The sequence below is a fragment of the Geobacillus sp. CCR genome, from assembly GCF_052906625.1.
This window is the reverse complement of the sequence record NZ_JBREBQ010000032.1, coordinates 16,833-29,480: the sequence shown is the minus strand read 5'-3', so window position 1 is coordinate 29,480 and position 12,648 is coordinate 16,833. Positions and strand designations below refer to the sequence as shown.

The following is a 12,648-nucleotide window of genomic DNA, read 5'->3' as shown; positions in this document are numbered from 1 at the left end:
ATACGGAACGACCAGCGATGGTAAAAAAAGGATTGCCATCGCTCGTTGTGTTGGTCAAAAAGTTATTCTGAAAAACTAAATAAAAAATCCTTTGTTTTGACCTTGTTAGGGTGCGAAATGTGAGTTATAACGTATAAAATTTATTTTTAAAAGAAAAAATTAATAAATCGTGTGCCTATGAAATTCGGTATTTTTTCCTAGGATCCGCATCACGAAACCCTTGATATAACAGCATTTTGGTCATTTCCATTTGCCTAAAATGACCTCAAAACTGTCGAACTCGGGGGAAGCATCCAATACGATAACACATAGGCCAGGCAGCCGTAGGCAATGATGTAAAACGTCGGCCCCCCTTTTCCATAGGCCCAACCGCTCCCACCAAGGAAGGTAAACGTTGTATAAATCTCGCCGGCCATCAAGAGAAACACAAAAATCGTTCCGAACCCGCGGCCACCGACGGTCCATTGCTCCAAATTCATGTCTTTTCCTTTTCGCGCCTGCACCCCTAGATAAAGAGACAGCAACAAGAAAGCAAAAATCATCACTAAGGCCGAGTTCATGTCTGCTCATCCTCCTTCACCGCAGGGTCAAAACGATACACGATGGCCATGATAACCGAAGTGGCGATCACCCAAGCGACCAGCCAAAAGAGAAGCAACGGCATGCCAAACACGTACGGAGTCACTTGATTCACAAAAGGAACGCCGCCGAGCATGCCGATAAATGGGACAATCATTAACCAACGGATGCTTTTCATCTTCTCTCCCTCCTTGGATATGTCAAGCGAAAACAGCTATTCCGCCCCCGCCAACAGTTTCAACGTCGCGGCGACAAACATTTGCACGCCAATCTCAAGCGCGTCTTCGTCGATCGTAAAGCGCGGATGGTGATGCGGGTACACGATCCCCTTTTCTTCGTTTCGGGCGCCGACGTAAAAGAAGCTGCCCGGCGCTTTTTGCAAAAAGGCGGAGAAATCTTCGCCGCCCATGTTCGGTTTCAAGCGGGCGACGGCTTCTTCGCCCAATAGTTCACGCGCTGTTTCCTCAATGACGTGGGTCACTTCATCGTAGTTGATGACCGGGCGGTAGCCGTAGTCAAATTGAAACTCATACGAGGCGCCGTGCGCTTCGGTGATTCCTTTGACAATGCGCTCCATCCATTGCGGCACCGTGCGCCGCAGCGTCTCATCAAACGTGCGCACTGTCCCTTGGATTTCGACCTCCCCAGGCAGGACATTATGCGCCGTACCCGCCACAAATTGCGTCACGGACAGAACAAGCGGCTCGAGCGGGTCGACATAGCGCGAGACGATGTGCTGCAAGTTCGTCACGACTTGCGCTCCGATGGCGATCGCATCGATCGTTTGGTGCGGCATCGCTCCATGGCCGCCTTTGCCGATGATGCGGATGAAAAAGCGGTCGGGTGCGGCCATCATCGGCCCATACACAATGCCGATTTTTCCGCGCTCAAGCGGCGACCAAAGGTGAGTGCCGATGACGACGTCCACCCCGTCCATGACGCCGGCTTGCACCATCTCCTCCGCCCCGCCGGGGAACAATTCTTCCGCGTGTTGGAACAAAAAGCGGATTTCACCGCGAATGTCATCGCGCAGCTGGGAGAAAATTTTCGCCGTCCCGAGAAGCATCGCCGTATGGCCGTCATGTCCGCACGCATGCATCACGCCTGGGTTTTTTGAGGCAAACTCAAACGTGTTTTCCTCTTGAATCGGCAATGCGTCCATATCAGCGCGAATGGCGACGACCCGGCCTGGCTGTTGGCCAATGAGCCGCGCCATGACGCTCGTTTTCGTCGGCCGCGACAACTCAAGATGGCCGAATGATTGCAGCGTCTCGTACACAAATTGCGCCGTTTTCTCTTCCTGGAACGACAATTCGGGATGGACATAAAGCGGCTGTATAACAATAAAAAACTCCTGCCTAAAACAAACGGCAGAAGCGGATCGCCGGTATCGCACAGACATAGCCCGCGAATGCTGATTCATCTCTTTCAGTCATCTTCGCCAACTCTTAACCTCTCTCCACCGCACAGATTTAAACCTATGTGCGCTCCATGGAGTTGCTTACGGTGTGATGAAAAGCGTTTATTGCGACGATCGTTCGCACAAAACACGAAGGTTTCAATCTCTCACAGGTACGATAAAAACTCAAATGTCCGGAATGTGGGTCATCAATGAGCGGATAGTTTCAATCCCTCATAGGTACGATAAAAACAAACAAGTTGAAAATTACTCAAGAGCTTTCAAATGCAGCGTTTCAATCCCTCATAGGTACGATAAAAACAAACAAGTTGAAAATTACTCAAGAGCTTTCAAATGTAGCGTTTCAATCCCTCATAGGTACGATAAAAACGGAAGCCAGCCAATCGCCAAGACAGCGAGAGAATAGTTTCAATCCCTCATAGGTACGATAAAAACCGACCGATGACTTTTTAGACAGACTGTGGGGTTGAGTTTCAATCCCTCATAGGTACGATAAAAACTGGACAGCCGGAGTCTGCATCCTCTCATCCTCCACCTACGTTTCAATCCCTCATAGGTACGATAAAAACGCTGCCCGAGCTGCGATTGCCAATTGTGTTTCTTGGCGTTTCAATCCCTCATAGGTACGATAAAAACCCCAGAAAGCACTTGATATATCAATCTTTTTGCTCCAAAGTTATTTTCAGAATACCATAATCCAAAAATTCTGTCAATCGTGTTCATGTACGATGGCTGTAGGCTTGAAGTGTGTAAAAAGATTGTCGTCGATCCCCCGGGGTTTTTGCACGATTGGAGGTCGACGACAATGCTATGCACAGCGTGCACTTTGAATTTCCTCTCGTCTCGTGCGCTGCTTAGCCGCTTAAGTCCGTCAACAGCCTGTACGCAATGCACATTGATTTTATCATACGTTTTGGCTGGCGCCAGCCGACATTCATCTTCCGCTTATTGCTTGAATTGCGAACGGGAGTCTTCTTTTGGAACTATGATCAAAGATGCCCCTCTTCTCTATCTGTCAGATACAACAAGCACATCAACATGTTTAAGTTGCTGCATAATTACATTAATGAGCGATCCTTTCCATATTTCCTCCCATCTCGTCCGAGCAGACATCCCCATCACAATCTGGGTGATTTTATATTCTCGACATACATCCACGATTTGATGGGCAACACGGCGCGAGGCAGCCTCTCGAACGAGAAAAGTGGCGCCAAATTGCTTAGCCATTTTCTCCCATTCTGCTATCGTCCTTTCTGGCGATTGTCTTTTCTGCTTAATGTGCAAAATGTATAACTCGGCGTTTAATCGTTGAGCGATCCGCCATCCACGTCGAATCAATTTTTCAGCGTTTGGCCGATAGTTGACACACACTAGAATTTTTTCATGAATGCCGGTCGGTTCTTCAATTCCCTGTTCTTCTCTCTCTTTCTCCAAACGCATCTCAATATCATCGGCCACTTCTCTTAACGTCAACTCCCGCAAGGCAACGAGATTGCCCTTGCGAAAAAAATGATTGAGCGCCTGATCAATTTTTTCTTTCCCATATACTTTCCCTTCTTTAATGCGCTCGCGCAACGCTTCCGGCGTGATATCAATCACTTCGATTTCATCGGCTTCCCTAAGCATAAAATCTGGCACGCGTTCATTCACTTGGACCCCTGTTACTTGCTCAACGATATCATGAACACTTTCTAGATGTTGAATATTCATTGCCGTCCAAACATGAATTCCCGCCTGCAAAATTTCTTGTACATCCTGATAGCGCTTTTTGTTTTTACTGCCCGGGGCGTTGGTATGGGCCAATTCGTCCACAATCACCACATCCGGGTTGCGTCGAATCACCGCGTCGACATCCAATTCCGCAAATTCTTTTCCTTTATAATGGATTTTCTTGCGAGGAATGATTTCCAAGTCTTTGATTTCTGCCTCTGTCTCAGCCCGTCCGTGTGTTTCAACAATTCCGATGACGATATCGATCCCTTTTTCTCTCACATCGTGAGCATCCCTCAACATATGAAATGTTTTCCCGACACCAGGGGCCGCCCCAATATAAATTTTGAGGCGGCCTTTCTTCATATTTTCGATTTTCTTCAATATCTCTTCCGGAGTCATTCGTCTATATTTATGATTCATTCCGTTTGGAACGCTCCTCCACTAATTTTTGAACAGCCATATTTAAGCGCACAACGTTGACCCGCGGTTCACCAAAAACGCCCATCGCTCTTCCTTCAATGTGCTGCTTGACCAAACGGGTCAATTGTTGCTCCGATAATCCCGTTGCCTTTGCTACCATCGGCACTTGGAACAATGCGGCAGCCGGGCTAATATGAGGGTCGAGTCCAGATCCTGAATTGGTGATTAAATCGATAGGGATATCTTTTTTCGTCTTTCCAGGAACTTTTTTCAACCATTGCTCTGCATCTTTCTCCATCCGTTCCATCATTTCTTTGCTGGAAGGCCCATAATTTGGTGAACCTGATGCACTTGCATCATATTGAATCGACGAAGGGCGGCCGTGAAAATAGGAGTCCCCCTGAAATGATTGTCCAATCAATTCCGAACCGATGGCTCTTCCCTTCTCATAAATAATGCTTCCTTTCGCTTGATGAGGAAATAACAACTGGGCAAGGCCCGTCATCGCTGCCGGATACCCGAGCCCAAGCAAAACGATCATGAGCAAAGCAAGGCGAATATTTCTCATGCCAAATCCTCCTCTCTTTTACATAAACAGGCCTAGGGCAAGATCAATGACCTTTATGCCAATGAATGGAGCAATGACTCCTCCGCCTCCATAAATCAACATATTTCTACGCAAAAGTTTTTCCGATGACATCGGTTGATAGCGCACCCCTCTCATCGCCAACGGAATCAACAGAGGGATGATCACCGCATTGAAAATTAACGCGGATAAAATGGCGCTCGCTGGCGAATGCAGATGCAAAATATCGATCGATTTCATCTGCGGAATGCTGGCCACAAACACAGCCGGCAAAATAGCAAAATATTTGGCAATATCATTGGCAATGCTAAATGTGGTCAATGCCCCCCGGGTCATCAGCAGTTGCTTCCCGATGGATATCACTTCAATAATTTTCGTCGGATCGGAGTCTAAATCAATCATATTCGCCGCTTCTTTTGCCGCCATCGTACCGCTATTCATGGCCAATCCGACATCCGCCTGCGCCAAAGCCGGCGCGTCATTCGTACCATCCCCCGTCATAGCAACCAAATTCCCTTTCGCTTGTTCTTCCCGAATAACACGAATCTTGTCTTCCGGCTTGCTTTCCGCAATAAACTCATCCACTCCTGCCTCGTTGGCAATCGTTGCAGCGGTCAGTGGGTTGTCTCCTGTGCACATGATCGTTTTGATCCCCATTTTTCTCAATTCATCAAATCGTTGGCGCATTCCCGGTTTTACGGTATCTTTCAAATAGATGATGCCCACGATGTCTGCTCCAACGGAGACAGCCAACGGCGTGCCCCCCTGTTTAGCGATTTGTTCGCTTTTTTCTTTCAAATCGCTTGGAATGCGGCCGCCCAGCTGTTTGACATGACGGGAAATGGCATCCACCGCTCCCTTGCGATACGGAATGCCTTGAACGTTCATGCCGCTCATTCTTGTCTCGGCAGTAAACGGGACAAACTCCTCGTGTTCATACTCAGCAACATCTGCTTTCCATCCTTGCTGTTTCGCCAATTCAAGAACAGAACGCCCCTCAGGTGTCTCATCCTTAATCGAAGACAAAACGGCTGCTTCCCGTACTTGCTCCTCTGTAGTCCCGCCAACAGGAATAAACTGGGCGGCCATTCGATTTCCAAACGTAATCGTTCCCGTCTTATCAAGCACGATAGTTGTAACGTCCCCTGCCGCTTCCACCGCTTTTCCGGACATCGCCAACACGTTGAATTGTGTCAAGCGGTTCATCCCGGCGATTCCAATGGCCGATAATAAGCCGCCAATGGTCGTCGGAATCAAACAAACAAGCAAGATGATCAAGGTTGTTATCGACAAATGGATGCCGACATAACGGGCAATCGGAACTAATGTGACAACGACAATCAAAAAGATGAGCGTGAGAGTCACAAGCAAAATGTTCAGCGCCAACTCGTTCGGCGTTTTTTGCCTCGTTGCTCCTTCAACAAGAGAGATCATTTTATCCAAAAAAGACTCGCCGGGGTCGGCTGTGATTTTTACTTTAATCCAATCGCTGACGACTTTTGTGCCGCCTGTCACCGAACTGAAATCTCCCCCTGCCTCCTTAATAACAGGGGCGGATTCCCCAGTAATGGCCGATTCATCAATGGACGCCAACCCTTCTATGATTTCGCCGTCACCTGGAATGAGATCACCGGCTTCGACGAGAACAATATCCCCTTTTCGCAACTGTGTGGACGCAACCAGTTCTATTTCCCCTTTTGCGCTGATCCGCTTGGCGATCGTATCCGCTTTCGTTTTCTTGAGCGATTCCGCTTGTGCCTTTCCTCGTCCTTCCGCCAAAGCCTCAGCAAAATTAGCGAATAAAATCGTGAGCAAAAGAATGACGAATACCGCTAATTCATATTTCCAATCCTCTATTCTAAAAAAGCGAGGAAACAAAAGCATAAGCAACACGATCAATGTTCCAATCTCGACGACAAACATTACTGGGTTGCGCATCATCACAAGAGGATTTAACTTTTTGACGCTCTCTATTGCCGCTTGCCGCACAAGCTCTGGCTGAAACAGTGATTGGCGATTGTCATTCCCTCTCATCTCGACGTTTCCTCCTTAGCGAATGGTTAAATATTCCGCCACCGGACCCAGGATCAGAACAGGGAAAAAGGTAAGTGCTCCGATAATGAACACTGTCCCAAATAAAATGACGCCGAATGTGGCTGTATCGGTACGGAATGTTCCAATGGTTTCGGGCACTGGCTGTTTTCCGACCAAAGACCCAGCGACCGCAAGCATCGCAATAATGGAAACATATCTCCCCAAAAGCATGACAACACCAGTCGAAATGTTCCAAAATGCCGTATTATCCTTCAATCCCTCAAATCCTGACCCATTGTTCGCCGCCGAAGATGTATATTCATACACCACTTGCGAAATGCCGTGGAAGCCAGGATTGCTGATTGCCTCGGTCCCCATGTGCGTCATTAACGCTATGGCTGACGGCGCCAAAATAATGAGAGGATGAAGCAACAACGCGATGACGATCAGCTTCATTTCCTTTGGCTCGATCTTGCGCCCTAAAAATTCAGGTGTACGCCCGACCATCAAGCCTGATAAAAAAACGGCAATCATCGCATACATCATGATGTTCACAAACCCTACCCCATCGCCGCCAAACACGTTATTTAACATCATTAATGCCAGCGGAACGAGCCCCCCAATCGGAGTCAAACTATCGTGCATATTGTTGACTGACCCGGTTGTGGCCGCTGTCGTGATCGCCGTAAATAAACTGGACAGCGGAATGCCGAAACGTACTTCCTTGCCTTCCATATTTCCTTGGTCAGCTGCAAATCCTGATTTGCCCACAAGGGGATTCCCAGATTGTTCCGCATTGTACACAACCCCAAGCATCATGACGAACAAAACGAACATTGTCGCAAACAATACCCACCCCTGTTTGCGATTTTTTACAGCATGACCATACGTAAAAGGCAGAGCCGCTGGAATGCACCACATCGATAACATCTCGATTACGTTCGTAAACGGATGAGGATTTTCAAACGGATGAGACGAGTTCGCTCCGAAAAATCCCCCTCCGTTTGTCCCGAGGTGTTTGATGGACTCAAGCGAAGCGACAGGTCCCAGCGCTAACGTTTGTGTGCCTCCCTCTAATGTTGATACAGCCATGCGGGCCAAGAAGGTTTGCGGAACCCCAAAGGCCACTAACAAGATCGTTACGATGACAGATAGCGGGAGCAATACACGCACATTCGCGCGCACAAAATCTTGATAAAAATTCCCTATCGTTTTTCCTTTTTTAGACAACGCGCGAATTAAAGCAGTAGCAACAGTCAGTCCCGTGGCGGCTGACGTGAACATCATCATCGTCACAAATAACATCTGTGATAAAATGGATAATCCAGATTCTCCGCTATAATGCTGCAGGTTTGTATTTGTCATAAAACTAACCACAGTGTTAAACGTAAGAGTCGGCTCCATATTTTCCACTTTGGCCCCATTAAGCGGCAAATAATGTTGAATACGCAAAAGCCCATAGGATATACCTAACAATGCCGCATTCACGATCAACAATGCTGTACAATACGACTTCCAAGTCATCTCTTCTAGTGAGCGAATACCTGATAATCGATAAATCACCGCTTCAATGGGCGAAAAGAAACGATCGATCTTTCCTTTTTCAAAGAAAGCCACATATAAATATTTTCCCAATGGCACCGCGATAACGATCAACAACAAGAAAATAAGTGTATATTGCGAAAAGACATGCCACATGTTTCTTCCCCCTCACGCGTGATCACTCATATTCCAATTCATAACTGAATTTATCTGACCGTCAGTTCAAAATTTTTCCGGGTAAATAAGTGCGTATACGAGATAGCAAAATACCCCCAATATCACCATCCCTACTATCCAGATCATTGTTCTTCTCCTCCATTCACCACGGAATCACACCAAACAGAAAATTCATAAAAGAGAATAAAGCTCACGACAAGCAAAACAACCATCATCACATCCCACATCAGTGATCCCTCCGCCTTTTGTCATCTTTCCGCTTAAAGTTCGGAAACATTGACTTATACATACACGAAGATTTCTCAACAAACCAAATTTATTATTTTTTACATAAATTACATATTTTTTATAAAAAAGAACAAAAAAAGACAGCCAGAGGGTATCTGGCTGCCTATGTCAAGCCATAGGAAATACCCCCCTTCTCTCAACACGCTTACGAGGTTAGCTGACGGATTCGGGTGATGAGAGTCACCCTACCCGTTCAGAACAGGCGTCCTGAACAGGATTCACCCCATGTGGCGCACAAAGCCACGGTTGGTTCCCCCGCTCCTATTCGGATTCAGCGATCTTTAGGGAATGAATGGTTATTTAATTTGAGGCTCATTATACTCTTGGTCCACCATACCGTCAAACAGCTAAAATTAGCTATTTTTTTGAAAATAAACGGAAAAATCATCAAGAAAGCGTTTTACATTTATTTTTTCATAAGCTAACTAATTTATTCTTTATTTTTCATCTATTTTCAAGCACCCGAGTTCGACAGTGACTAGGCAAACAAAATGCCTCTCGACCCTCGATGCAATAAGAGACGGAGCATTGGGTGTTTATGAGTTGAAAATATCCGATCCATCCCATGATGTATTGATTTACTCGCTGGATGTGCTCCTGCATGGAGAGGATCTAGTTGGGATTCGTCAGTTGTCGAATCCGCTGTTTCAGGCGTTGGACGACATGGGTTACATCGTGTAAAACAATTTGGGGTGCCTTGGTTAATTTTCTTATCGATTGCATATGCCATTTAAAAAGGTTCATGCAATGCACCTTGCAGCAAACTATTCCGCGCAGTCAAACACAACAGCGGCCAATGCTGACCGATCATCGTAAACGTAGCGTGATCCATCTACTAATTGGAAAAAGGGGTCGAACAACATGACGAACTTTCAAGATCCATTCGGACTGGAGGAAGGGATTCACACGGATTTTCAAGAGGACATTCGTATGCAGGCTGCCTTCAGCTTGATAAAATTTTGTCAAGCCAGCGGCGACTGTCCGATTCATCATGATGAAATGCTATTTATCATTTATTCACCAAACAAGCGAACTTTGGATGAAGCTCATGTTACATTAAATGAAAAGTTGCGATTCAATGCACGTTAGACAACCATAAAGCATGTAAGAAGGCACGGATGCATTCCATGCCTTCTTTGCTTTCCCCGTCCATTGATAAGCACGATGTCCAATCGCCAACTTTTCCTCCTACATCGCCCGCTTTCCTTCTTTCACCGTAACTGGGCCAAACGGAATCCAACTCACCACAACGTTGATGCTGTCACTAAAATCATCGACCCTGGCACCATGGCAGTGAGCAACCCAGCGGCGCCAATCAATCCCGCCACCCAAGGATCAAACGTTTGAACTGACAATCTTGGATATGTCAAGCGAAAACAGCTATTCCGCCCCCGCCAACAGTTTCAACGTCGCCGCGACAAACATTTGCACGCCAATCTCAAGCGCGTCTTCGTCAATCGTAAAGCGCGGGTGGTGGTGCGGGTAAACGATGCCTTTTTCTACATTGCCCGCGCCGACGTAGAAAAAGCTGCCGGGCGCTTTTTGCAAAAAGGCGGAGAAATCTTCGCCGCCCATGTTCGGTTTCAAGCGGGCCACTGCCTCTTCGCCGAACAGCTCGCACGCCGTTTCCTCCATGACGCGGGTCACTTCATCGTAGTTGATGACCGGGCGGTAGCCGTAGTCAAATCGAAACTCATACGAGGCGCCGTGCGCTTCGGTGATTCCTTTGACAATGCGCTCCATCCATTGCGGCACCGTGCGCCGCAGCGTCTCATCAAACGTGCGCACTGTCCCTTGGATTTCGACCTCCCCAGGCAGGACATTATGCGCCGTACCCGCCACAAATTGCGTCACGGACAGAACAAGCGGCTCGAGCGGGTCGACATAGCGCGAGACGATGTGCTGCAAGTTCGTCACGACTTGCGCTCCGATGGCGATCGCATCGATCGTTTGGTGCGGCATCGCTCCATGGCCGCCTTTGCCGATGATGCGGATGAAAAAGCGGTCGGGTGCGGCCATCATCGGCCCATACACAATGCCGATTTTTCCGCGCTCAAGCGGCGACCAAAGGTGAGTGCCGATGACGACGTCCACCCCGTCCATGACGCCGGCTTGCACCATCTCCTCCGCCCCACCCGGGAACAATTCTTCCGCGTGTTGGAACAAAAAGCGGATTTCACCGCGAATGTCATCGCGCAGCTGGGCGAAAATTTTCGCTGCCCCCAAAAGCATCGCCGTATGGCCGTCATGCCCGCACGCATGCATGACGCCTGGGTTTTTGGAGGCAAATTCAAACGTGTTTTCCTCTTGAATGGGCAGGGCGTCCATATCCGCGCGAATGGCGACGACCCGGCCTGGCTTTGGGCCGACAAGGCGCGCCATCACGCTCGTTTTCGTCGGCCGCGACAACTCAAGATGGCCGAATGATTGCAGCGTCTCGTACACAAATTGCGCCGTTTTCTCTTCCTGGAACGACAATTCGGGATGGGCATGCAAGTGGCGGCGCCAGGCGATGACGTCCGTTTTCACTTCATCGACGAGCCGTTTGATTTCTTCCTTTGTCATCCATAGTCTCCCCCTGTTCGTTTGTCTTTTTCGTTATTCCCCTTGGGCCAGTTGCCACACCGTATGATAAAGCACCTCTGCTCCAGCGGCGCAGTCTTCTTTAGTACTCCATTCCGCCGGACTATGACTCACCCCGTCTTGGGAGCGGACAAAAATCATCCCGATCGGGCAAAGAGGAGCCAACTGTACGCCGTCATGGGCTGCGCCGCTCGGCAGCCAAAACGGCGGATACCCGAGCTGCTTGCACGCTCTTTCCGCGGCCTGTTTCACCACCTCGGAACATAACACCGGCGCCATTTCTTGCAGTCGCTCGGTCGTGAGGCGAACGTTCCGCTCCTTGGCGATCGTCTCTGCCCGCGCGGCTATGTCATTCCATACTTGATCGCGCACCTCAGCCTTCAAGTCGCGCAAATCGAGCACAAATTCGACCCGTTCCGGAATGACATTAATACCGCCCGGATATACATGCAACTGTCCTACAGTACCGACCGTTGTCCCTGTTCGTCTTGCTTCCTCTTCGATCACTGTGATGATCTGGGCGGCTGCCGCCATCGGGTCGCGCCGCAATGACATCGGCGTCGCTCCGGCATGTTCCGCTTTTCCTTCGATGATAAACTTCACCCAAATCAGCCCGGCGATGCCAGTGACGATGCCAACTGGAAGACCAGCCTCCTCCAGCACCCGTCCTTGTTCGATGTGCAGTTCGACATAGGCTTTCACCGTTCCTGGTTTTCGTGCTGCCTGCGGCAAACGGTCCGGGTCAAGCCCCGTCTGTCTCATCGCTTCCGCAATAGAAATTCCGTTCGCGTCGCGGCACTCGAGCGCTTCCGGCAGCAACGTCCCCGCCATCGCCCGGCTTCCGATCATGCCGAAACGAAAGCGCGCTCCTTCTTCGTCCGTAAACGCCACTACTTCAATTGGGTGGTGCGTCACAACCCCGTGCTCGTTCATCGTCTGAACAACTTCCACGCCGGCCAACACCCCGAGCGGTCCATCAAAGCAGCCGCCGTTGTAAACCGAATCGAGATGAGATCCAACAAGGACGACCGGGGCATCCGGATTCGCCCCTTCTTTCCGTCCGATCAAGTTGCCAGCCGTGTCTTCATATACGAAAAGCCCGGCTTCGCGCATGTAGGAAGCGACCAAGTCTTTCGCCCTCCGCTCTTCAGCAGTGAACGAGAGGCGCGTGACGCCGCCGCTTGGTTTCTTGCCAACCTCCCCTAGTTCCATGAGCCGTTGCCAAAGACGTTCCCCTTGAATCAAGCTATCCTCCCCTCACGCCAATTACGGATAATTTTCGGATATGTCCTTAATTATAATGGAA

The 12,648-nt window shown here is 48.8% G+C and carries 11 protein-coding genes, 2 pseudogenes, 1 CRISPR repeat array and 1 riboswitch; of the genes and pseudogenes, 2 read left to right on the top strand and 11 right to left on the bottom strand.

All coding sequences use genetic code 11. From position 1 onward, the window contains the following. Positions 1 to 284: 284 nt before the first annotated feature. From ACVBDQ_RS14350 to ACVBDQ_RS14310, 9 genes and pseudogenes are all read right to left on the bottom strand, one after another. Positions 285 to 560, bottom strand: a pseudogene (locus ACVBDQ_RS14350) (sodium:solute symporter family protein); the annotation flags it as partial. Beyond that, entirely contained in the window at positions 557 to 757 is a 201-nt protein-coding gene (locus ACVBDQ_RS14345) for a DUF3311 domain-containing protein (RefSeq protein ID WP_011232711.1), read from the bottom strand. The pseudogene ACVBDQ_RS14350 and the gene ACVBDQ_RS14345, both read right to left, overlap by 4 nt. A gap of 36 nt (positions 758 to 793) precedes the next feature. Continuing rightward, positions 794 to 1,981 (bottom strand): M20 family metallopeptidase, encoded by a 1,188-nt coding sequence (locus ACVBDQ_RS14340; protein ID WP_223812554.1) that lies wholly within the window; start codon positions 1,979 to 1,981, stop codon positions 794 to 796. A 153-nt stretch (positions 1,982 to 2,134) separates the two neighbouring features. Then, a CRISPR array of direct repeats spans positions 2,135 to 2,635; the repeat unit is 30 nt; unit sequence GTTTCAATCCCTCATAGGTACGATAAAAAC. Positions 2,636 to 3,007: 372 nt separating this feature from the next. After that, positions 3,008 to 4,132 (bottom strand): KdpD-like non-kinase potassium sensor, encoded by a 1,125-nt coding sequence (gene kdpDN / locus ACVBDQ_RS14335; RefSeq protein ID WP_011232715.1) that lies wholly within the window; start codon positions 4,130 to 4,132, stop codon positions 3,008 to 3,010. Further along, complete coding sequence (gene kdpC / locus ACVBDQ_RS14330) at positions 4,122 to 4,700, bottom strand: potassium-transporting ATPase subunit KdpC (protein ID WP_011232716.1); 579 nt, start codon at positions 4,698 to 4,700, stop codon at positions 4,122 to 4,124. The genes kdpDN and kdpC overlap by 11 nt, the downstream gene beginning before the upstream one ends. A gap of 18 nt (positions 4,701 to 4,718) precedes the next feature. After that, a complete protein-coding gene (kdpB, locus tag ACVBDQ_RS14325; RefSeq protein WP_011232717.1) occupies positions 4,719 to 6,752 on the bottom strand; it encodes a potassium-transporting ATPase subunit KdpB in 2,034 nt (677 codons plus the stop codon). Positions 6,753 to 6,767: 15 nt separating this feature from the next. After that, on the bottom strand, positions 6,768 to 8,450 hold the full coding sequence (gene kdpA, locus ACVBDQ_RS14320) for a potassium-transporting ATPase subunit KdpA (RefSeq protein WP_011232718.1): 1,683 nt from the start codon (positions 8,448 to 8,450) through the stop codon (positions 6,768 to 6,770). Between the two features lie 66 nt (positions 8,451 to 8,516). Then, the gene (gene kdpF, locus ACVBDQ_RS14315; RefSeq protein ID WP_367779365.1) at positions 8,517 to 8,579 is read right to left on the bottom strand and encodes a K(+)-transporting ATPase subunit F; all 63 of its coding nucleotides are present in this window, start codon (positions 8,577 to 8,579) and stop codon (positions 8,517 to 8,519) included. Between the two features lie 308 nt (positions 8,580 to 8,887). Then, a riboswitch (cyclic di-AMP (ydaO/yuaA leader) is annotated at positions 8,888 to 9,046 on the bottom strand. Between the two features lie 157 nt (positions 9,047 to 9,203). Further along, on the bottom strand, positions 9,204 to 9,362 hold the full coding sequence (locus ACVBDQ_RS14310) for a group II intron maturase-specific domain-containing protein (RefSeq protein ID WP_227412636.1): 159 nt from the start codon (positions 9,360 to 9,362) through the stop codon (positions 9,204 to 9,206). Here ACVBDQ_RS14310 and ACVBDQ_RS14305 point away from each other — a divergent pair. Next, positions 9,303 to 9,440, top strand: a complete 138-nt coding sequence (locus tag ACVBDQ_RS14305) for a hypothetical protein (protein ID WP_227412737.1) — start codon at positions 9,303 to 9,305, stop codon at positions 9,438 to 9,440. The two genes, ACVBDQ_RS14310 and ACVBDQ_RS14305, sit on opposite strands and share 60 nt — an antisense overlap. A gap of 180 nt (positions 9,441 to 9,620) precedes the next feature. Next, positions 9,621 to 9,816 (top strand): annotated as a pseudogene (locus ACVBDQ_RS14300) (tryptophan 2,3-dioxygenase family protein); the annotation flags it as partial. Between the two features lie 323 nt (positions 9,817 to 10,139). On the opposite strand, the gene ACVBDQ_RS14295 reads toward ACVBDQ_RS14300, so the two are convergent. Together ACVBDQ_RS14295 and ACVBDQ_RS14290 are read right to left on the bottom strand one after the other, a co-directional pair. Then, positions 10,140 to 11,324, bottom strand: coding sequence for a M20 family metallopeptidase (locus ACVBDQ_RS14295; protein ID WP_446663277.1), 1,185 nt, complete (start codon positions 11,322 to 11,324; stop codon positions 10,140 to 10,142). A 33-nt stretch (positions 11,325 to 11,357) separates the two neighbouring features. Next, positions 11,358 to 12,587 (bottom strand): Zn-dependent hydrolase, encoded by a 1,230-nt coding sequence (locus tag ACVBDQ_RS14290; protein WP_328091414.1) that lies wholly within the window; start codon positions 12,585 to 12,587, stop codon positions 11,358 to 11,360. Between the last annotated feature and the right edge of the window lie 61 nt (positions 12,588 to 12,648).